A 19,974-nucleotide genomic window follows, 5' to 3' on the forward strand; every position below is an offset into this window, starting at 1 on the left:
TGCGTTGACATAATAGGAGGAAATTTTAATGAGCAAAATTATTGGTATTGACTTAGGAACAACAAACTCTTGCGTTTCTGTACTTGAAGGTGGAGAACCAAAAGTAATTCCAAACCCAGAAGGAAACCGTACAACGCCATCTGTTGTTGCCTTTAAAAATGGTGAACGTCAAGTTGGTGAAGTGGCGAAACGTCAATCAGTAACAAATCCTAACACAATCATTTCTATTAAATCAAAAATGGGTACGGCTGAAAAAGTAACAGTAGAAGATAAAGACTACACGCCACAAGAAGTATCAGCAATGATTCTTCAATACTTAAAAGGCTATGCTGAAGACTACTTAGGGGAAAAAGTGACAAAAGCAGTTATTACAGTTCCTGCTTACTTTAACGATGCACAGCGTCAAGCAACTAAAGATGCTGGTAAAATCGCAGGTCTAGAAGTAGAGCGTATCATCAACGAACCAACTGCTGCAGCTCTTGCTTATGGATTAGATAAACAAGATCAAGATCAAAAAGTATTAGTATTTGACCTTGGAGGCGGTACGTTTGACGTGTCTATCCTTGAGTTAGGTGACGGTGTCTTTGAAGTACTAGCTACAGCTGGTGATAACAAACTAGGTGGAGATGACTTCGATGACGCAATTATCGAATATCTAGTAGCTGAATTCAAAAAAGAAAATGGCATTGACTTATCAAAAGATAAAATGGCGATGCAACGTTTAAAAGATGCAGCTGAAAAAGCGAAAAAAGATTTATCTGGTGTAACATCAACTCAAATCTCTTTACCATTCATTACAGCTGGTGAAGCAGGTCCATTACACTTAGAAATCTCTTTAACTCGTGCAAAATTTGATGAAATTACTTTACCTTTAGTAAATCGTACAGTAGGACCAGTACGTCAAGCATTATCTGATGCAGGTCTGTCAACTTCTGAAATTGACCAAGTTATTTTAGTTGGTGGTTCTACACGTATTCCAGCAGTACAAGAAGCAGTACGTAAAGAAACAGGGAAAGAGCCACACCGTGGTGTTAACCCTGACGAAGTTGTTGCAATGGGTGCTGCAGTACAAGGTGGCGTATTAACAGGTGATGTGAAAGACGTTGTATTACTTGACGTAACACCTCTTTCACTTGGTATTGAAACAATGGGTGGCGTGTTCACAAAATTAATCGACCGTAACACAACTATTCCTACTTCAAAATCTCAAGTTTTCTCTACAGCAGCTGATAACCAACCAGCAGTAGATATTCATGTTTTACAAGGTGAACGCTCAATGGCAGCTGACAATAAAACATTAGGTCGCTTCCAATTAGCAGATATTCCACCAGCACCACGTGGTGTGCCTCAAATCGAAGTAACATTCGACATTGATAAAAACGGTATCGTATCTGTAAAAGCAAAAGATCTTGGTACGAACAAAGAGCAAACAATTGTGATTCAATCTGATTCTGGTTTATCAGAGGACGAAATTGAACGCATGGTAAAAGACGCTGAAGCTAATGCCGAAGCAGATGCTAAACGTAAAGAAGAAGCAGATCTTCGTAACGAAGCAGACCAATTAGTATTCCAAGTAGACAAAACAATTGCTGACCTTGGTGAGCAAATTACGGAAGACGAGAAAAAATCTGTTGAAGATGCTCGTGATGAATTGAAAAAAGCGCTTGAAGCTGGTGAATTAGAAGGTATTAAAGCAGCGAAAGAAAAACTAGAAGGCGTATTACAGCCACTAGTGATGAAAGTTTACGAACAAGCGGCAGCAGCTGCTCAAGCAGCTCAAGGTGGCGATGCAGGTGCAGACACTGGCGCTGGTAAAAAAGATGACGGTGTTGTAGACGCTGAATTCGAAGAAGTAAAAGACGATAAATAAGAAGTAACACAGTTAAGTGAAAAAGCCAAAGACCGCTTGCGGCTTTGGCTTTTGTCATGATGTGAGGTCACTTCACGTAAATGCACCATTTATAGGCTAGTTGCATACGTTAGCTGCTAGGAAGTGAGTATCTTCATTTTTGGAACTTATAGAACCTTTAATCGAAAAAATGAGGCAGTTTTTTCAACTGCATGTTACAATAGATTTTATGCAAACAGAGCGGAGTGTGAATCATGGAGAAACGCGATTATTACGAGGTGCTTGGTTTAACAAAATCGGCTACAAAAGATGAGATTAAAAAAGCATATCGTAAATTATCAAAACAATATCACCCTGACCTTAATAAAGAGGCAGGCGCAGATGAAAAATTCAAAGAAATCGCTGAAGCATATGAAGTATTAAGTGACGACCAGAAAAAAGCACGCTACGACCAATTTGGTCATGAGGATCCGAATGCTGGTTTTGGTGGTGGCTTTGGAGGGGGCGGCTTTGGCGGCTTCGAGGATATTTTCAGTTCATTCTTTGGCGGAAGTGGTCGCCGTCAGGATCCAAATGCTCCACGTAAAGGGGATGATCTGCAATATCGTATGAACATCCAATTTGAGGAAGCTATTTTTGGAAAAGAAACAGAAATAGAAATCCCAAAAGATGAAACGTGTGAAACATGTCACGGTTCAGGAGCAAAACCAGGCACGCAACCAGAAACATGTTCGACATGTAAAGGTGCAGGACAAATCAATCAAGCAGTGGATACACCATTTGGTCGTATGATGAACCGTCGTACATGCTCAACATGTCATGGGACAGGTAAAATTATTAAAGAAAAATGTACGACTTGTCGTGGAGAAGGAAAAGTTCAAAAACGTAAGAAAATTAAAGTGACAATCCCAGCAGGTGTGGATGATGGACAGCAAATTCGTGTATCTGGTCAAGGTGAACCAGGTATAAACGGTGGACCTGCAGGGGATTTATATATTATGTTCCGCGTTCAAGGTCACAAGGATTTCGAACGAGATGGAGACGATATTTACTTCGAGTTGAAATTAACATTCCCTCAAGCAGCACTTGGGGATGAAATTGAAGTACCAACAGTCCATGGGAAAGTAAAATTACGTATTCCGGCTGGAACACAGTCAGGTGCTCAATTCCGTCTAAAAGATAAAGGTGTTAAAAATGTTCATGGTTATGGTATGGGTAATCAGTATGTGACAGTAAAAGTGATGACACCAGAAAAATTAACGGAAAGACAAAAGCAATTATTACGAGAATTTGCAGAAATCAGTGGCGATATCCCTGAAGAACAAGGTAGTTCACTATTCGACAAAATTAAGAAAAAATTCCAAGGTGAATAATTAGAGGAGCTGAAGAGCTACGTGAAGTGGTCAGAATTATCCATTCATACAAAAAATGATGCGGTAGAAGCAATTTCGAATATTTTGCATGAAGCAGGTGCAAGTGGTGTTGTCATCGAAGATTCTGCAGAGTTTGCGAAGCCACGTGAAGATCAATATGGTGAAATTTATGCGCTAAATGAAGATGATTTTCCGAAAGATGGCGTGATTGTTAAAGCTTATTTATCGGAGTCTAGTTTTTTAAATGAAACAGTCGAAGAAATAAAAGCAGCTATCACAAATTTAACGAACTTTAACATTGATATCGGTGAAAATGTGGTATCCATTGTCGAAGTCAATGAAGAAGATTGGGCAACTGCCTGGAAGCAATACTACCATCCTGTTAAGATTTCTGAACGCTTTACTATCGTACCGACATGGGAGGAATATACACCTGTTTCAACAGATGAACTAATTATTGAATTAGACCCTGGTATGGCATTTGGTACAGGTACCCACCCAACAACGGTAATGTGTTTACAAGGACTTGAAAAGGTCATTAAAGAAGGGGATACAGTTGTTGATATCGGTACAGGATCGGGCGTATTGTCTATTGGTGCAGCATTACTTGGTGCAAAAAGTGTGCATGCGCTTGATTTAGATGAGGTTGCTGTACGTTCAGCGCGAGAAAATGTAGCATTAAATAAAGTGGAAGATAAGGTAGCAGTGTTCCATGGTAACTTATTAGATACTGTAAAAGAACCAGCAGATGTAGTAGTCGCTAATATTTTGGCTGAAATCATCATGTCCTTCACAGATGACGCGTATACAATTGTAAAACCAGGTGGATTATATGTCACTTCGGGCATCATCGGTGCAAAACGAGATGATGTGAAAGTAGCACTAGAAGCTTCAGGCTTTGTGATTGAAGAAGTATTATTAATGGAAGATTGGGTAGCCATTATTGCCCGTCGTCCACTATAACATGACTGAGGAAGCGCCAAATCGTGAGCCGTGTGCTTGTGATTTGGCGTTTTCCTTTCTTGCTAGAAAGGACTGTGTGGCATGCAACGTTATTTTATTGAAACAGCTATCGAAAATGCACGTATTAGTGGAGAAGATGCACGGCATATTGAACGAGTGATGCGTATGAAGCAAGGCGACAACATTGTAGTTGTTGCACAAAACACTGCGCATATATGCACAATTGAAGGATTTGAAGGGGATGAGGTCGTCATTGAAGCGACTGGACAAACAATCCCTTCCCCAGAGTTACCCATTCAAGTAACTGTAGCATGTGGTTTACCGAAGGGTGATAAGCTAGAGCTTATTACCCAAAAAGCCACAGAGCTAGGAATGTTTGCTTTATTACCCTTTGAAGCTGAGCGCTCCATTGTAAAATGGGACAAGAAAAAAGGAGCAAAAAAGCAAGAAAGATTACAGAAAATTGCTAAGGAAGCTGCGGAACAAGCTCACCGTACGCATATTCCAACAGTTTTTGAACCCATATCATTTAAACAGCTAGTACAACAAACAGATCATTTCGATGCCGTTTTTATTGCTGATGAAGAGGATGCAAAGGCTGAAAAGCGCACAAGGTTTGCGGAGAAGCTAAAAAACGTGTATGATAAGAAGTCGAAATCAATGCTTATTATCTTTGGTCCTGAGGGGGGCATTTCTCGTCAAGAGTCGGAAGCGCTATTACAAGCAGGCGCTCAAACGATGTCATTAGGACCGAGAATTTTACGAGCAGAAACAGCGCCATTATACGCACTGTCTGCCATATCCTATGAATTTGAATGAAAGAGGTGTTCAGCCTTGTCAAAAGTGGCTTTTCACACACTTGGCTGTAAAGTAAATCATTATGAAACAGAAGCAATCTGGCAACTGTTCAAGGAAGAGGGCTATGATCGTACAGAATTTGATCATCAAGCAGACGTCTATGTCATTAATACTTGTACAGTTACCAATACTGGAGATAAGAAATCTCGTCAGGTGATTCGTCGTGCAGTGCGTCAAAATCCTGATGCGGTTATTTGTGTAACGGGATGCTATGCGCAGACATCCCCGGCAGAAATTATGGCGATTCCTGGCGTTGATATTGTTGTAGGAACGCAGGATCGTACAAAATTGTTGGGCTATATCGAGCAATATCGTGCAGAACGCCAACCGATTAATGCCGTACGTAATATTATGAAAAATCGTGTATATGAGGAATTAGATGTACCAGCATTTACAGACCGTACACGTGCTTCATTAAAAATACAGGAAGGCTGTAACAACTTCTGTACTTTTTGCATTATCCCATGGGCACGCGGCTTAATGCGTTCTCGTGATCCACAGGAAGTATTACATCAAGCACAGCAACTAGTTGACGCTGGCTACCTAGAAATCGTCTTAACGGGTATTCATACGGGTGGCTATGGACAAGACTTAAAAGATTATAATCTTGCACAGCTACTACGTGATTTAGAAGCCAATGTAAAAGGCTTAAAGCGCCTTCGTATTTCATCTATTGAGGCTAGTCAATTGACAGATGAAGTCATTGAAGTTCTTCGAGAATCTAAAATTGTTGTTAATCATTTACACATACCTATCCAATCTGGATCTGATACGGTTTTAAAACGTATGCGTCGTAAATATACAATGGAGTTTTTCGGTGAACGTTTAACGAAACTACATGAGGCATTACCTGATTTAGCCGTCACATCAGATGTCATTGTTGGTTTCCCAGGTGAGACAGAGGAAGAGTTTATGGAAACGTATAACTTTATTCGTGATCATAAGTTCTCTGAACTACACGTATTCCCATTCTCTCCACGTACAGGAACACCAGCTGCACGTATGGAAGATCAAATTGATGAAGATATTAAAAATGAGCGTGTGCATCGCCTTATTTCTTTAAATGATCAATTGGCAAAAGAATATGCCTCTCGTTTTGAAGACCAAGTATTAGAAGTGATTCCTGAAGAATTTGTCCATGATGGCAGTGAAGAAGAAGGGCTTCTAACTGGTTATACAGACAATTACTTAAAAATAGTGTTTGAAGGGCCTGAAAGTCTCATTGGTCAGCTTGTCAAAGTAAAAATTACACAAGCAGGCTATCCACACTCACAAGGTCAATTTGTTCGTGTTTTAGAAACAGTTAATTAATATGAAAAGGATTGCTAACGGTTGGAGGCAATCCTTTTTTGTTGCTTCAGGAGGAGGGAAATACTCGAATAAATTGGCATATCTATGTCATAGTAGGAATTGAATTGAGCCAAACTAATAAAATAGAAAGATATTAGACGCCAACATGAAAAAGTGGTATGATTCGAAGAGGTACGTACATCTTGTTTAATGAAGGAGCGTTCAACAATGGAAAAAAATTTTGCACGTATGATTGATCATACATTATTAAAGGCTGAGGCAACAAAAGAACAAATTGAAAAATTATGTGCAGAAGCTAAACAATTTAACTTTGCTTCTGTTTGTGTAAATCCTACTTGGGTAAAACGTAGCAGTGAATTACTACAGGGTACAGACGTTTTAGTTTGTACGGTTATCGGCTTCCCACTTGGTGCCAATACGCCAGCAGTCAAAGCATTTGAAGCAAAAGATGCCATTGCTAACGGTGCAAAAGAAGTAGATATGGTTATTAATATCGGTGCATTAAAAGATAAAAACTATGAGCTTGTACAAGCAGATATCGCAGCAGTAGTAGAAGCAGCTAAAGATAGCGCACTTGTAAAAGTCATTATTGAATCATGCTTACTAACAGATGAGGAAAAAGTGAAAGCATGTGAATTAGCTGTAGCGGCGGGTGCTGACTATGTGAAAACATCTACAGGTTTTTCTACTGGTGGAGCAACAGCAGAGGATATCGCGCTTATGCGTAAAACTGTAGGTCCAGATCTTGGCGTAAAAGCATCAGGTGGTGTTCGTAGCTTAGAGGACATGAAAAAAATGGTAGAAGCTGGTGCGACTCGTATTGGGGCTAGCTCTGGTGTAGCTATTATGAATGGTTTAATTGCCGACTCCAACTATTAATTTTATCTTTTTATAGAGCCATAAGCTCATGTGTACATTGACGTGAGCTTATGGCTTCTTTGTGTTTAATCAGCATAATAATTTTCTATGCACATATACTCCACTGATGAATGTAAATACAGAAAGGAGGATGTCATGTTTACACAGTATAAGTCTTGGAGGCCCTATATTAGCCCCTTTGATCCTTGTAAGCCTATAGAAGTTAAGTATTATGCAACACCCCCACAGCTATATATGGGTTTTCAACCACCTGGACTTCCACAATTTCCAACCGCAAGAGAAGCGCTAATAGCAGGAACACTATGGCCACAGTTGTTTAGCCCATACCCATTTCCCCTAAAAGGAGGGAGGAAGCATGACTAAAAAGATGCCGCCCGAATTTTATAAGCAATTAGAAGAAATACAAGCAATTGATTTCGTCATTGTTGAATTAAACCTCTATTTAGACACTCATCCACACGATTATGACGCCATTCAGCAATTTAATGAAAATACAGAGAAAAGTATGAAACTTAAAATTGATTTTGAGCAAAAATATGGACCGCTCATGAATTTTGGGAGAAGCTATTCAAATTATCCTTTTAACTGGATTGATACACCATGGCCATGGCAAGTCTAAACAAAAGACTAGGAGGAAAAATCTTTGTGGTATTATGAAAAGAAACTCCAGTATCCGGTAAAAGTTAGTACATGTAACCCAATGCTTGCAAAGTTTTTAATTGAACAATATGGAGGAGCGGATGGGGAACTGGCAGCAGCTCTACGCTACATGAATCAGCGTTATACGATTCCTGACAAAGTAGTAGGGTTATTGACCGATATAGCGACAGAGGAATTTTCACATTTAGAAATGATTGCCACGATGATTTATAAGCTAACAAAAGATGCAACACCAGAAATGCTGAAAGAAGCTGGTTTGGGTGATCATTATGTAAATCACGATCGGGCTCTATTCTATCAAAACGCCTCAGGTGTACCATTCACAGCAACCTATATTCAAGCAAAGGGTGACCCTATCGCGGATCTGTATGAGGATATAGCAGCTGAAGAAAAGGCACGTGCCACATATCAATGGATTATTGACTTATCAGATGACACGGATTTAAATGATAGCTTGAAGTTTTTACGTGAACGGGAAATTGTTCATTCCCAGCGCTTTAGAGAGGCTGTTGAAATTTTAAAAGATGATAGAGATCAAAAGAAAGTTTTCTAAGACAACTATGGCTGGCTGTATCAAGGTGAACTTGACACAGCCTTTTTGTGGTTATTGAATATTCGAGAATAAAGTAAGATCTTTTCGATGACCAATCATTACTAATAAATCTTCCTTTTCAATAATTTGCTCAGGAGAAGGGGAAATTATTATTTCCCCTTCGCGCACAATCGCAATCACACTGACGTTATATTTAGCTCGAATATCTAGATCCCGAAGATTATATCCTGCCATTTTAGAAGGGATCATGATTTCTTCTAAACTGTACTCTTTTGATAATTCTATATAATTTAACATATTAGGTGATAGTAACTGATTTGCTACTCTTTCGCCCATATCTCTTTCAGGATAGATAATCCAATCAGCACCTACCTTATCCAACACTTGTCCATGCCTTTTTCCAAGTGCCTTTGCAATCACTTTTTTGATCCCTAATTCTTTTAATAACGATACAGTTAATATACTGGATTGCATATCGTTACCGATCGCCACGATAACACAATCGAAATTTCCAATGCCAATGGATGTTAAAGCTTTCTCTTCAGTTGTATCTGCTACTACCGCATGGGTTACATAAGGTTCTGCATCTTCAACTCTTTCCTCACTAATATCGATGCCTAAAACATCCTGTCCAGCTTCATGTAATCTGCGGGCGACACTTGTGCCAAATCTACCTAAGCCGATTACGGCGTATTGTTTAATAGCCATTTAATTAACAACTCCTTCTTCTAATCTAACCTATCATTATATTCCCCTTTGGGTGGCGGAAAGCTTCTGATTTTCGACGTTTTGTAATGGCAAAGGCAATAGTTAAGGGACCTAATCTACCCGCAAACATAGTTAAAATAATTAAAACCCGGCCACCTGGTGTAAGTTCAGGTGTTAATCCCATTGAAAGTCCGACCGTTCCAAAAGCTGATGTTGCCTCAAATAAATACATCATGAAGCTATGTTTTTGTTCTATTATGCTGAGGATGATGGTAACAAATACAACAATGAACATACCACACATGACCACAGTCATAGCTTTTAAAATTGTTTCATTTAAAATCCTGCGTCTAAAGAGAACGACATCTTCTTTCCCTCGAATTTGTGACCACATAGTAGCCACTAAAACAGCAAAGGTTGTGATTTTAATACCTCCAGCAGTCGACCCAGAGCCTGCCCCAATAAACATGAAAATGATCATTAAAAATAATGTAGAATGCGTTAAGTCTCCAATAGCCAGTGTATTGGAGCCAGCAGTTCGTGGTGTAACCGCTTGGTAAAGGGAACCTAACACTTTACCCCATTCGGATAATGATCCAAGTGTTTTTTGGTTGCCATACTCAAACAAAAATATCAAAATGGTTCCACTAGCAGTTAGCAAAAGTGTGGTTACTAAGACTATTTTTGAATGGACAGAAAGCCTTTTAGTCACACGATATTCATACAATTCATTCATAACAATAAAGCCTAATCCACCGATTGTAATAAGAGCACAGATGGTGAAAACAACAAAGGGGTCATCAACATAGGCAGTCATTCCGTTAAAGCCACCCATTAAATCGAAGCCAGCGTTGTTGAAGTTGGATATGGCATGAAAAAATCCAAAATACAGGGCCTTTCCAATAGGCATATCAAAAGAAAAACGAATCGATAGAATAAGACCACCGATTATTTCAATACATGCTGTAAAAAGCAATATTCTTTTTACTAATCGAACAAGACCAGCTATGGAGATATTATTAAATGCTTCTTTAAGCAGCAGTCTTTCTTTTAATGAAATTTTCTTCCCAAGTAGTAAAAATAATAATGTGGCAAATGTCATAAATCCTAAACCGCCAATTTGGATTAAGAATAAAAGAACCACTTCGCCAAAAGTAGAGAAGGTATCACCTGTATCAACTACAATTAATCCAGTGACACAAGTAGCTGATGTAGCAGTGAATAAAGCATCTAAAAAGGGCAAACCCTTCCCATCCTCAGTAGAAAATGGCATTGTTAAAAGAAACGTCCCTATGGCAATAATGAGAGCAAAGCCCAATACGAGAACTTTTGGAGGGTTTAATGCTTTTTTAAAATTGTTCATTTTATTTTCCTCAATTCTGAATAGTAAACAACTGTTTGTTAAATGGCATAATAAAAAGACCTACGATAAGAGCATGAAAATGACTGAAAGCATGCTAATAATGGTGGTCAATAACGACCTCCTTCGCTTTAGCCGACGAAGTTAGCTGACGGGTAGGATGGCGAAAGAGCTTTCTCATCCCTTCTGCTAAAGCAGAATTAACCCCAAAAAATTGGTTCCTCCGTTCTCAAATAGTTGAGATTTGGCCGATATGAAATTGAATGTGATTATTCTACGCCCTTATTCTATTTTTTGTAAACCCCTTAATTGTTAGGAAAATGTAATTATTTTTATTGTGGGCGATTTCTGTATGAATAATTCGAGCAAAAATAAAACCAAAAATTCACTTGATAATTTCGCATACTTTCTATTGACCATTATTAGACAATACGATATAATTTTTTAGTACACAACAGAAGGTAATTTGCCTAATTGTGTATTGACGTGTGTTCGGAGGGAGGGAAAGAGAGATGTCAAAAACTGTCGTTCGCAAAAACGAATCGCTTGAAGATGCTCTTCGCCGCTTCAAACGTACTGTATCAAAAAGTGGTACAATTCAAGAAGTTAGAAAGCGCGAGTTCTACGAAAAACCTAGCGTAAAACGTAAAAAGAAATCAGAAGCTGCACGTAAACGTAAGTGGTAATTTAATTTCCCATTAAAAATCCCTACGTTCATAACACGCAATTGTATGATTCACTGAGCAGACAAAGTTATACCTGAAATTAATCACATTTTTGATTAATTTCAGGTATTTTACATTGCTCAACTTTACGTACATATGAAAAAGCCGAATGAAATCACTTTGATTCATTCGGCTTTTTTGCACATACTGTTGTTAATTGCATTAGATCGAGTGATAAATAAGTGAATAAATTTTTAAGATTTGTGAAACTTTTCGCATGATTGACCGTATATACAGAGGAGAGGCATGTTAGAAGGGAGGGGAAAAGATGCGAAAACGGAAAATCCTCAGCTATTTACTAGTGATATGGATGACTTTTTTGTTAGCGTTTCCATTAACTTCGGCTTTTGCCAGTAATAAGGTTTATCATGTTCTGATTCATAATGAAGTAGAACGAGGACTTCATGCATTTTTAGAACGAGCTTTTAAAGAGGCTGAAGAAAACAATGCAGAGGCGATTATCTTAGAAATACATACGCCTGGCGGTTTTGTGAATGCGGCAAATGATATCGCCATGCTTATGGATGCAACGCAAATAAGGACGATTGCTTATATTAATAAGGATGCGCACTCAGCAGGAGCTTTTTTAGCCTTACATGCGGATGAGATCTACATGGTTCCAAATGGAACAATCGGTGCAGCGGCAGTTATCGATTCAGCAGGTAATGCGGCCGACCTAAAGGCTAATAGCGCTTGGCTTGCTCAAATGAAAGCAGCAGCAGAAACGTCAGGGCGCAACCCTAAGTATGCATTAGCAATGGCAGATACCAACTATGAACTACCAGAATACCGTGCTGGCGGAAAGAATTTGTTAACCCTATCTGCCTCAGAAGCATTAAAGGTTAAATATTCTGAAGGGACGGTTAAGGATTTTCAGGAGCTTTTAGACGTAACCAACTTAAATGGTAGTGATGTTGTTCCCATTGAACCGACCTTTTCTGAAAAATTAGCTCGTTTTATTACAAATCCCATCATTGTACCTATTCTATTGTCTATCGCTAGTTTAGGACTTGTGATGGAGCTTTATTCGCCAGGATTTGGTGTTCCAGGTATAATGGGCTTATCAGCACTTGGTTTATTTTTCTTTGGACATATGGTGGCCGGCTTTGCGGGATATGAAACATTATTGTTATTTATTGTTGGGTTAGCCCTTTTAATTGCAGAGTTTTTTGTCCCTGGTGGAATTGTTGGTATTTTAGGTGGTGTCTTAATAGTACTAAGTCTGATACTGGCAGGTGCAAATATGATGCAAATGATAGTAGCAATTCTCATTGCGCTTGTGATAGCGATGATAGGAATGGTGATTCTGATGAAATTTTTCGGAAAAAAACTGCATGTCTTAAACAGGCTTGTGTTAATGGATGCAACCACGACAGAAGAAGGGTATGTATCCAATGTGAATCGCACAGAACTGTTAGGGAAAATTGGGAAAACGCTTACGCCACTTCGTCCATCTGGAACAATGGTACTTGGTAGTGAACGCATTGATATTGTCTCAGAAGGTGGATATATCGATGTCAATCAACATGTAGAAATTATTAAAGTTGAAGGCTCACGCATTGTTGTGAGACAAACAGATAAAGAGATGGAGGAATAGAAAATGGGTTTTGATTTAGCTTTGATTGGTCCTATTGCTGGACTAGTTATTTTATTCATTGTGCTTGCGGTATTCTTTACCTTTGTACCCGTAGCATTGTGGATTTCTGCATTAGCAGCAGGTGTACGTGTGAGTATTTTCACATTAATTGGGATGCGCTTACGTCGTGTAATCCCGTCTCGAATTGTTAATCCGTTGATTAAAGCACATAAAGCTGGTTTACCTGTAACGATTAATCAGTTAGAGAGTCACTATTTAGCAGGTGGTAATGTTGACCGTGTAGTGAATGCCTTAATTGCGGCTCATCGTGCCAATATTGAACTGTCATTTGAACGTTGTGCAGCAATTGATTTAGCTGGGCGTGATGTATTAGAAGCTGTTCAAATGTCCGTTAATCCAAAAGTTATTGAAACACCTTTCATTTCAGGTGTAGCAATGAACGGGATTGAAGTAAAAGCAAAGGCTCGTATTACCGTGCGTGCCAATATCGAACGTTTAGTCGGTGGTGCTGGTGAAGAAACAGTTATTGCTCGTGTTGGTGAGGGGATCGTTTCAACTATCGGTTCAGCGACACATCATACAGAAGTTTTAGAAAATCCAGATATGATTTCGCAAACAGTATTATCTAAAGGTTTAGATTCAGGAACAGCCTTTGAAATCTTGTCCATTGATATTGCCGATGTAGATATCGGTAAAAATATCGGTGCTGAATTACAGATTGAACAAGCACAAGCAGATAAAAACATTGCGCAAGCAAAAGCCGAGGAACGTCGTGCTATGGCTGTTGCAAATGAGCAAGAAATGATTGCACGTGTTCAAGAGATGAAGGCGAAAGTAGTAGAAGCAGAGGCAGAAGTACCTCAAGCGATGGCTGAAGCCTTACGTTCCGGTAATCTTGGTATTATGGATTATATGAACTATCGTAATATCCAAGCGGATACAGCGATGCGCGATTCGATTTCAAAAGTGAGCACAGATAAACCTGAAACAAATGAACCTAATGCTTAATAACGGAAAGGAGCAGAACTAATAATATGGAACAATTAATACTCTTTGCCATAATTGCCATAGTCAGCTCTATTTTCGGAAAATCAAAAAATAAAAAGCCTCAGAAGCAGATGCCTCCTTTTAATAAAGATACTGTGGTGGAGCCTCCAGTTACGGAGAAAGCGCCACATCGTACTGGGAAAGCACAGAGTTTTGAAGATTTTGCACGAGAATTTATAGGAGATTGGATTCCAGAAAATGAGAAAGTCGAGGAGCCTAAAAAACTTGTTGAAGAACAAGTGAAAAGAGAAATACCAAGCTATGTTGCCCCAACTGTCATTCCAGCAGATATCCCTAGCCGTTCTACTAATCGAGAAAGTCGAGGACGATTAGCTGCTGAAAAAAAGGAAGTGCAGTCAGTTGGCTCACATTCGACTTTACAACTACCTCAATCTAAAAATGATCTTATGCAAGCAATCGTGATGGCTGAAATATTAGGGCCACCAAAATCAAAAAGAAAATAACTAGCATGTCCTCCTTTTTCGATGCATATATTGCCGAAGAAGGAGGCATTTTTTATGAAAAAATTATTTCAATTAACGCCACTACTTGAGTTGTTAGAATACGAATCATTAAAAATTATTGGACCCTACCGTTTTATTCATGCAGATGCGACGACCTGTTCGTTTGTCTATGCAGATTATCATATTACTGTCAATGCGGATTCAGTGACAATCAATGCGCTCAAAGAAGAAATGCTACATCTCACTGTTGACAATCTACAGGAGCTTCATATGAAAATGACAAAGAATATGGGTGTGAGCTAAAATGTGGAATAATCGGCCAATTATTATACGTATAAAGCGCCATGAAAATGTTCATCCTTTTATTCAAGCATTGCACGCTCAACATGTACCATTAAAGCGTGTTGTCTTTCGTGAGCAGGAAGTTTCCTTTGAAACGACGATGCATTATCTACCAAAAATTCGCCGTGTACGAAGACGTTTTCGCTTAAAAATGGCTGTATTTTATGCAGATGAGCTTCAAGTTTTTCGAGCGCAAATTTGGACTTTATTGGGCTTAGCCTTTATGATTGCTATTCCAATTCTTTGTGCACAAGTTATATGGCGAGTGGACATAGAAGCCGCGACACCAGAACTAGAGCAGCGTTTAGGTAAGACCTTTCATGAAACCTTTCAACTAGAAACCCCTCTATCTCAAAAAAAGTTACCTTCCAATACGGTTATACGACAAAAGCTGTTAGAGCAACACAGAGAGCTATCATGGGTTCATATTGATAAACATGGCGGACGAGTAATTTTGAGACCACAAGAATCACCTAAACAAACAGAGCAAACAACTGATAAATTAGCTTCCCATATAGTAGCAACGAAAAGTGGTGTCATTACACATTTTAATATACAGCATGGTGAGCGGAAAATTTCAGTAAATGATACAGCCTACGAAGGTGACGTCCTCGTAAGTGGTGTATTAGAAAGTGGCACAGATCAAGTTTTTGTAGGGGCGAAGGGAGAGGTTTATGCAGATTATTGGCTTGAATGTTCATTTAAAATTCCAACAAAAATTACCGTGGAAACCTTGCAGCAAAAGCAATGGCGAGTGTTGATAAAGGGTATACATCAGGAAAAGGTGGATTATGTACAAAGGAAGGATTTACCGAATTGGCTATCCCCTTATGTTTCGATTGTAGAGGAGCAACAGACGAAAACCATGCAAGTAGATTTGGATGAATCGAAAATTGAGTCATTGCTTATTCCTTTATTGCATGAAAAAGTATTACGCTCGTTACCTGCAAAAACAATCATCAAGAAAGAAAACCTTTTACAGGCAAAGTGGGGGAATGGTACAGTTGAAGGGAAAGTTCTATTTTTAGTCAATGAAAACATTGCAAGTCCAATACAAGGCCTACAAGGAGAATGATTATGTCAGAACAGTTAACTGTATTACAGGTGGATAATCCAAACGAAGCGGTTATGCTACTAGGTATTTCCGATGCAAATATGAAATTAGTTGAAGAAGCACTTAATGTTCATATCATTACGCGTGGTGAACAAATTCAACTTGCGGGTGAAGAAAATGCTAAGGAACAGGCAACATTTCTTCTGCAAGCTTTATTGAAGGTCATTCGCAAAGGAATTAATATTGATCAACGTGATGTTACAACAGCTATTGAAATGACACAAAAAGGAACAATCGAGTATTTTGCAGAACTATATGATGAAGAAATAGCACGCACGACGAAAGGTAAGTCAATTCGTGCAAAAACAATTGGTCAACGAGAATACATACAAGCAATCCGTCATAAAGACGTTGTTTTCGGTATTGGTCCAGCCGGTACTGGGAAAACGTATTTAGCGGTAGTCATGGCAACACAGGCACTTAAAAACGGCCATGTAAAGAGAATTATTTTAACTCGCCCTGCTGTTGAAGCTGGAGAGTCTCTAGGCTTTCTTCCAGGGGATTTAAAGGAAAAGGTCGATCCATATTTACGACCTCTCTACGACGCTTTAAACGACATCTACGGCTCAGAACAAACACAGCGACTAATTGAACGTGGAACAATTGAAATCGCCCCTTTAGCCTATATGCGTGGCCGTACATTAGATGATGCCTTTGTTATTTTAGATGAAGCACAAAATACAACACATCAACAAATGAAAATGTTCCTAACTCGTCTAGGCTTCGGCTCTAAAATGGTCATCACAGGTGATAAAACACAAATCGACCTACCCAAAAATACAGAATCTGGCTTGATTGTAGCAGAACGTACATTAAAGTATGTTAAATCTATCCATTTCCAAGTACTAGAACAAGGTGATGTCGTACGTCACCCAATCGTAGCCAAAATCATTCAAGCCTACGAAGAACAGCAACTTTAGAATTGCATAGCAATTCTAAAGTCTGCCCCGCAAGCGAAGCGACAGGGGTAACGGGTTTTTGAAGTCTGCCCCGCAAGCGAAGCGATAGGGGTAACGAGGTTCAAAACATCTATATAGTTAAAACCTAAACCTCGAATTTAATCAAAATATGGAAAAAAATGTGACAGCTATGCGAAGATGCATAGCTGTTTTTTGCTTTCTTATACATTTTTCGAGAAAAATGTATGTTGAATTGGTATGATAGTAGGTAGATAGAGGAGGTGCCAGATGGAGAAACAACTTCGAAAATTTACAGAGCTTATCGGTTTTCGCTACTTTCTTATCATCATTCTCATTTTAACAGGTGGCCTACAATTTGGGTTCATGTATGGCAATGTTAAAGGAGTTACATATGATTTCAAACCATTACAGCTTGCGCCTGAAACCGTACGATCTACTAAAACCATTGAAGACACTTATAAAACTCAGCTAGAGCGAGAAAAAGCTGCCAATGCAGTGGATTCAGTCTATCAATTTTCGGAGGATGTCGCCAAGCAAAGAGCAGCGATTGTAACATCATTATTTGATTATGTTTTGGAAGTGAAAAAAGATGTTGCAAATAGTAAGGAACCTATTCCTATTGCAGACCAAGTTACACAGCTTCGAAAGAAATTTGAATCCATTGACGAAGACCAGATGCCGTTAATTTTTACAGATTCTCAGCTGGAAGGTCTGTTAGTGCAAAGTGAAGATGATTTAACTAGAACAAGTACGCAATTATCTAAATTTGTAGAGGAATATTTACAAAAATCCATCCGACCAGAGAACGTCTTTGTTGCACAAAATGATTTTGAAACAAAGATTCGTGGACAACGAGGATATCCTGATAAAATATTCAATACAGTCGTGTTAATAGGACGTACAAGCATTATTGAAAATGAAACAATTAACGAAGAACAAACAAAGATTCGAAAACAGCAGGCCAAAGAAAGTGTAGAGCCAACAAGAATTTTACAAGGTCAGATTATTGTTCAAGAAGGCCAAGTTATTGACAATGAGGCTTTTAGACAATTAGAGCTATTAGGGATGGTTAGTAATAAAGCCTCCTTGAAGCCGATAGCAGGGCTTATTATTTTAACGCTACTGCAAATGATGTTTATGTATATTTTATTTGAGCGTTGGGAGACTAACGAACAAAAAAAACGTAATGCACTGTTAGTGACAGTGATTGTTTATAGCTTGTCTATTTTGCTCATGAAATTTATTAGCTTAGTTTCTAGTGGCTTTGATGTGACGATTGCCTTTTTATTCCCGACAGCACTAGCTACGATGCTTGTACGATTGCTAGCAGATGAGCGAGCTGCCGTATTAATTACAGTTATGACGGCTGCTTCAGCAGGAGTAATTTTTCAAGAAGGCTATTCTTCAGTTATGCAAATGGAAATTACGCTGTATATCATATTCGGGGGGTTTGCAAGCCTATTCTTTTTGCGTAGTGTGGAAAAACGCTCACATATTTTACATGCGGTTGGTGTGATTTCCCTTGTAAACATGGCATTTATAGCGTTTTATTTGTTAATGACACAATCATCCTATGGTTTACCAGAGTTAGCCTTTTACTTAATAGCAGCGATGTTATCTGCCTTGCTTTCAGGGGCATTAACGATGGGACTTTTACCATTCTTTGAATCGGCGTTTAGCTTGCTTTCGTCTTTACGCTTAATTGAGCTATCCAATCCCAACCATCCATTATTAAAAAAATTATTAATGGAAACTCCAGGGACATATCATCATAGTGTGATGGTAGCGAACTTAGCGGAAGCTGCGTGTGAAGAGATTGGTGCTGACGGTTTATTAGCACGTGTAGGTTGTTATTATCATGACATTGGTAAAACCAAGCGACCTTCCTTTTTCATCGAAAATCAGATGTCGGGCATCAATCCGCATGATTCGTTACCACCTGAAACAAGTGCAGAGATTATTATCGCCCATACGACAGATGGTGCCAATATGTTAAAACGTTATAAAATGCCTCAAGAGATTATTGATATCGCTTTACAACATCATGGCACAAGTTTGTTAAAATTCTTCTTGTTTAAAGCAAAGGAAGAAGGAAAAAATATTGATGAAGCAAAGTTCCGATACCCAGGGCCCAAACCACAAACAAAAGAAGCAGCTGTTATCAGTGTTGCGGATAGTGTCGAGGCAGCAGTACGTTCTATGAAAGAACCAAATGCAGAGAAAATTCAGAAGCTAGTACGAGCGATTATCGATGATCGCGTCCAAGATAATCAGTTTGATGAATGCGATATTTCAATAAAAGAGTTAAAATGTATAGAGAGAGTACTTTGTGAAACGTTGAATGGGATATTCCATTCACGTATTGAATATCCAAAGGCAGATAAGTAGGAGGATCTATGATTTTAACAATTGATTTTACGGATGAAACAAATGAAGTGGGAGCACAACATATCGAACTAGTTGAAAAGCTATTACAGCATGCTGCAAGTGTAGAAAATATTGAGCCAGAAACAGAGGTTTCGGTGACGTTTGTAACGAACAAGGCAATTCAAGATATTAATCGTGAATATCGTGGCAAGGACCAGCCAACAGATGTCATTTCCTTTGCGCTAGAGGAGCTAGGGGAAGGGGAAATGGAAGTAACTTTTGAAGGGATGCCACGTGTATTAGGTGATATTATTATTTCAACAGACCGTGCCAAAGAGCAGGCTGAGGAATATAATCATTCCTTTGAGCGAGAATTAGGCTTTTTAGCTGTACATGGTTTTTTACATTTACTTGGTTATGACCATATGGAGCCAGAAGAAGAGAAAGTGATGTTTGCAAAGCAAGATGAGATTCTACAAACTTTTGGCTTAGGTCGAGACTAGATGGATTTGCGAAAATACTTGCGATCTTTTGGCTATGCTTTCGAAGGCATCATAACTGCAAGTAAAGAACAAAATTTGAAATCACATATAGTAAGTGCAATCATTGTTATACTGGCTAGTTATTTGACAGGTTTATCTCGTATGGAGTGGTATATTGTGCTACTATTAATAGCACTGATGTTTGCGCTGGAAATGATGAATACAGCTATCGAACGGGTAGTCGATTTAGCTTCCCCAGAGATTCATCCGCTTGCTAAGCAAGCAAAAGATATTGCAGCAGGTGCAGTGCTTGTATTTGCACTATTCAGTGCTATAATCGGATTACTCATCTTTCTGCCAAAATGGTTTTAATGGAAATGAGTGTCTTCTAATTGAAAATAA

Annotated in this window: 21 protein-coding genes and 1 riboswitch; of the genes, 19 read left to right on the forward strand and 2 right to left on the reverse strand. The window is 38.8% G+C overall.

The window, feature by feature from the left end; genetic code table 11:
• Positions 1-28 precede the first annotated feature (28 nt).
• From dnaK to HCH28_RS04845, 9 genes are all read left to right on the forward strand, one after another.
• Positions 29-1,870 (forward strand): molecular chaperone DnaK, encoded by a 1,842-nt coding sequence (gene dnaK, locus HCH28_RS04805; protein ID WP_221680063.1) that lies wholly within the window; start codon positions 29-31, stop codon positions 1,868-1,870.
• Positions 1,871-2,103: 233 nt separating this feature from the next.
• The gene (gene dnaJ, locus HCH28_RS04810; RefSeq protein ID WP_221680065.1) at positions 2,104-3,222 is read left to right on the forward strand and encodes a molecular chaperone DnaJ; all 1,119 of its coding nucleotides are present in this window, start codon (positions 2,104-2,106) and stop codon (positions 3,220-3,222) included.
• A 21-nt stretch (positions 3,223-3,243) separates the two neighbouring features.
• The gene (gene prmA, locus HCH28_RS04815; protein ID WP_004227050.1) at positions 3,244-4,185 is read left to right on the forward strand and encodes a 50S ribosomal protein L11 methyltransferase; all 942 of its coding nucleotides are present in this window, start codon (positions 3,244-3,246) and stop codon (positions 4,183-4,185) included.
• 81 nt (positions 4,186-4,266) lie between these two features.
• On the forward strand, positions 4,267-5,004 hold the full coding sequence (locus HCH28_RS04820; protein WP_221680067.1) for a 16S rRNA (uracil(1498)-N(3))-methyltransferase: 738 nt from the start codon (positions 4,267-4,269) through the stop codon (positions 5,002-5,004).
• Positions 5,005-5,019: 15 nt separating this feature from the next.
• Positions 5,020-6,354, forward strand: coding sequence for a tRNA (N(6)-L-threonylcarbamoyladenosine(37)-C(2))-methylthiotransferase MtaB (gene mtaB, locus HCH28_RS04825; RefSeq protein ID WP_004227055.1), 1,335 nt, complete (start codon positions 5,020-5,022; stop codon positions 6,352-6,354).
• A gap of 207 nt (positions 6,355-6,561) precedes the next feature.
• On the forward strand, positions 6,562-7,233 hold the full coding sequence (deoC, locus tag HCH28_RS04830) for a deoxyribose-phosphate aldolase (RefSeq protein WP_009373827.1): 672 nt from the start codon (positions 6,562-6,564) through the stop codon (positions 7,231-7,233).
• Between the two features lie 135 nt (positions 7,234-7,368).
• The gene (locus HCH28_RS04835; RefSeq protein ID WP_221680069.1) at positions 7,369-7,596 is read left to right on the forward strand and encodes a spore coat associated protein CotJA; all 228 of its coding nucleotides are present in this window, start codon (positions 7,369-7,371) and stop codon (positions 7,594-7,596) included.
• Entirely contained in the window at positions 7,589-7,852 is a 264-nt protein-coding gene (locus HCH28_RS04840; protein ID WP_016994107.1) for a spore coat protein CotJB, read from the forward strand. Before HCH28_RS04835 ends, HCH28_RS04840 begins: the two co-directional genes overlap by 8 nt.
• A 24-nt stretch (positions 7,853-7,876) precedes the next feature.
• On the forward strand, positions 7,877-8,446 hold the full coding sequence (locus tag HCH28_RS04845; RefSeq protein ID WP_004227065.1) for a manganese catalase family protein: 570 nt from the start codon (positions 7,877-7,879) through the stop codon (positions 8,444-8,446).
• Between the two features lie 51 nt (positions 8,447-8,497).
• Here HCH28_RS04845 and HCH28_RS04850 read toward each other — a convergent pair whose 3' ends face one another.
• On the reverse strand, positions 8,498-9,154 hold the full coding sequence (locus HCH28_RS04850) for a potassium channel family protein (protein ID WP_221680071.1): 657 nt from the start codon (positions 9,152-9,154) through the stop codon (positions 8,498-8,500).
• 25 nt (positions 9,155-9,179) lie between these two features.
• The gene (locus HCH28_RS04855) at positions 9,180-10,517 is read right to left on the reverse strand and encodes a TrkH family potassium uptake protein (protein ID WP_221680073.1); all 1,338 of its coding nucleotides are present in this window, start codon (positions 10,515-10,517) and stop codon (positions 9,180-9,182) included.
• Between the two features lie 115 nt (positions 10,518-10,632).
• Positions 10,633-10,774, reverse strand: a riboswitch (cyclic di-AMP (ydaO/yuaA leader).
• A gap of 252 nt (positions 10,775-11,026) precedes the next feature.
• On the opposite strand from HCH28_RS04855, the gene rpsU reads away from it, so the two are divergent.
• The 10 genes from rpsU to HCH28_RS04905 all read left to right on the forward strand — a co-directional run bounded on the left by rpsU (position 11,027) and on the right by HCH28_RS04905 (position 19,944).
• Positions 11,027-11,200: a 30S ribosomal protein S21 gene (rpsU, locus tag HCH28_RS04860; RefSeq protein WP_004227078.1), complete on the forward strand. Its 174-nt coding sequence runs from the start codon at positions 11,027-11,029 to the stop codon at positions 11,198-11,200.
• Positions 11,201-11,507: 307 nt separating this feature from the next.
• Positions 11,508-12,836 (forward strand): NfeD family protein, encoded by a 1,329-nt coding sequence (locus tag HCH28_RS04865; protein WP_221680074.1) that lies wholly within the window; start codon positions 11,508-11,510, stop codon positions 12,834-12,836.
• Positions 12,837-12,839: 3 nt separating this feature from the next.
• Positions 12,840-13,844: a flotillin-like protein FloA gene (gene floA / locus HCH28_RS04870; RefSeq protein ID WP_004227087.1), complete on the forward strand. Its 1,005-nt coding sequence runs from the start codon at positions 12,840-12,842 to the stop codon at positions 13,842-13,844.
• A 26-nt stretch (positions 13,845-13,870) separates the two neighbouring features.
• Complete coding sequence (locus HCH28_RS04875) at positions 13,871-14,347, forward strand: hypothetical protein (RefSeq protein WP_221680075.1); 477 nt, start codon at positions 13,871-13,873, stop codon at positions 14,345-14,347.
• A 54-nt stretch (positions 14,348-14,401) separates the two neighbouring features.
• On the forward strand, positions 14,402-14,650 hold the full coding sequence (locus HCH28_RS04880; protein ID WP_221680076.1) for a hypothetical protein: 249 nt from the start codon (positions 14,402-14,404) through the stop codon (positions 14,648-14,650).
• A 1-nt stretch (position 14,651) separates the two neighbouring features.
• The gene (locus HCH28_RS04885; protein ID WP_221680077.1) at positions 14,652-15,764 is read left to right on the forward strand and encodes a sporulation protein YqfD; all 1,113 of its coding nucleotides are present in this window, start codon (positions 14,652-14,654) and stop codon (positions 15,762-15,764) included.
• 2 nt (positions 15,765-15,766) lie between these two features.
• Entirely contained in the window at positions 15,767-16,723 is a 957-nt protein-coding gene (locus tag HCH28_RS04890; protein WP_004227104.1) for a PhoH family protein, read from the forward strand.
• 267 nt (positions 16,724-16,990) lie between these two features.
• Entirely contained in the window at positions 16,991-19,111 is a 2,121-nt protein-coding gene (locus HCH28_RS04895; protein WP_221680078.1) for an HD family phosphohydrolase, read from the forward strand.
• 8 nt (positions 19,112-19,119) lie between these two features.
• Complete coding sequence (gene ybeY, locus HCH28_RS04900; protein WP_048392192.1) at positions 19,120-19,593, forward strand: rRNA maturation RNase YbeY; 474 nt, start codon at positions 19,120-19,122, stop codon at positions 19,591-19,593.
• Entirely contained in the window at positions 19,594-19,944 is a 351-nt protein-coding gene (locus HCH28_RS04905; RefSeq protein WP_221680079.1) for a diacylglycerol kinase family protein, read from the forward strand. It abuts the gene before it with no gap.
• The last annotated feature ends 30 nt before the right edge of the window (positions 19,945-19,974 follow it).

Source organism: Lysinibacillus sp. K60 (genome assembly GCF_019731275.1).
Classification (GTDB): domain Bacteria; phylum Bacillota; class Bacilli; order Bacillales_A; family Planococcaceae; genus Lysinibacillus; species Lysinibacillus capsici.

Bases quoted from the DNA above. Each gene is read 5' to 3' on its own strand.
- dnaK (WP_221680063.1), top strand. From the start codon at position 29: ATGAGCAAAATTATTGGTATTGACTTAGGAACAACAAACTCTTGCGTT.
- dnaJ (WP_221680065.1), top strand. From the start codon at position 2,104: ATGGAGAAACGCGATTATTACGAGGTGCTTGGTTTAACAAAATCGGCT.
- HCH28_RS04820 (WP_221680067.1), top strand. From the start codon at position 4,267: ATGCAACGTTATTTTATTGAAACAGCTATCGAAAATGCACGTATTAGT.
- deoC (WP_009373827.1), top strand. From the start codon at position 6,562: ATGGAAAAAAATTTTGCACGTATGATTGATCATACATTATTAAAGGCT.
- HCH28_RS04835 (WP_221680069.1), top strand. From the start codon at position 7,369: ATGTTTACACAGTATAAGTCTTGGAGGCCCTATATTAGCCCCTTTGAT.
- HCH28_RS04840 (WP_016994107.1), top strand. From the start codon at position 7,589: ATGACTAAAAAGATGCCGCCCGAATTTTATAAGCAATTAGAAGAAATA.
- HCH28_RS04850 (WP_221680071.1), bottom strand. From the start codon at position 9,154: ATGGCTATTAAACAATACGCCGTAATCGGCTTAGGTAGATTTGGCACA.
- HCH28_RS04855 (WP_221680073.1), bottom strand. From the start codon at position 10,517: ATGAACAATTTTAAAAAAGCATTAAACCCTCCAAAAGTTCTCGTATTG.
- rpsU (WP_004227078.1), top strand. From the start codon at position 11,027: ATGTCAAAAACTGTCGTTCGCAAAAACGAATCGCTTGAAGATGCTCTT.
- HCH28_RS04865 (WP_221680074.1), top strand. From the start codon at position 11,508: ATGCGAAAACGGAAAATCCTCAGCTATTTACTAGTGATATGGATGACT.
- floA (WP_004227087.1), top strand. From the start codon at position 12,840: ATGGGTTTTGATTTAGCTTTGATTGGTCCTATTGCTGGACTAGTTATT.
- HCH28_RS04875 (WP_221680075.1), top strand. From the start codon at position 13,871: ATGGAACAATTAATACTCTTTGCCATAATTGCCATAGTCAGCTCTATT.
- HCH28_RS04880 (WP_221680076.1), top strand. From the start codon at position 14,402: ATGAAAAAATTATTTCAATTAACGCCACTACTTGAGTTGTTAGAATAC.
- HCH28_RS04885 (WP_221680077.1), top strand. From the start codon at position 14,652: ATGTGGAATAATCGGCCAATTATTATACGTATAAAGCGCCATGAAAAT.
- HCH28_RS04890 (WP_004227104.1), top strand. From the start codon at position 15,767: ATGTCAGAACAGTTAACTGTATTACAGGTGGATAATCCAAACGAAGCG.
- HCH28_RS04895 (WP_221680078.1), top strand. From the start codon at position 16,991: ATGGAGAAACAACTTCGAAAATTTACAGAGCTTATCGGTTTTCGCTAC.
- ybeY (WP_048392192.1), top strand. From the start codon at position 19,120: ATGATTTTAACAATTGATTTTACGGATGAAACAAATGAAGTGGGAGCA.
- HCH28_RS04905 (WP_221680079.1), top strand. From the start codon at position 19,594: ATGGATTTGCGAAAATACTTGCGATCTTTTGGCTATGCTTTCGAAGGC.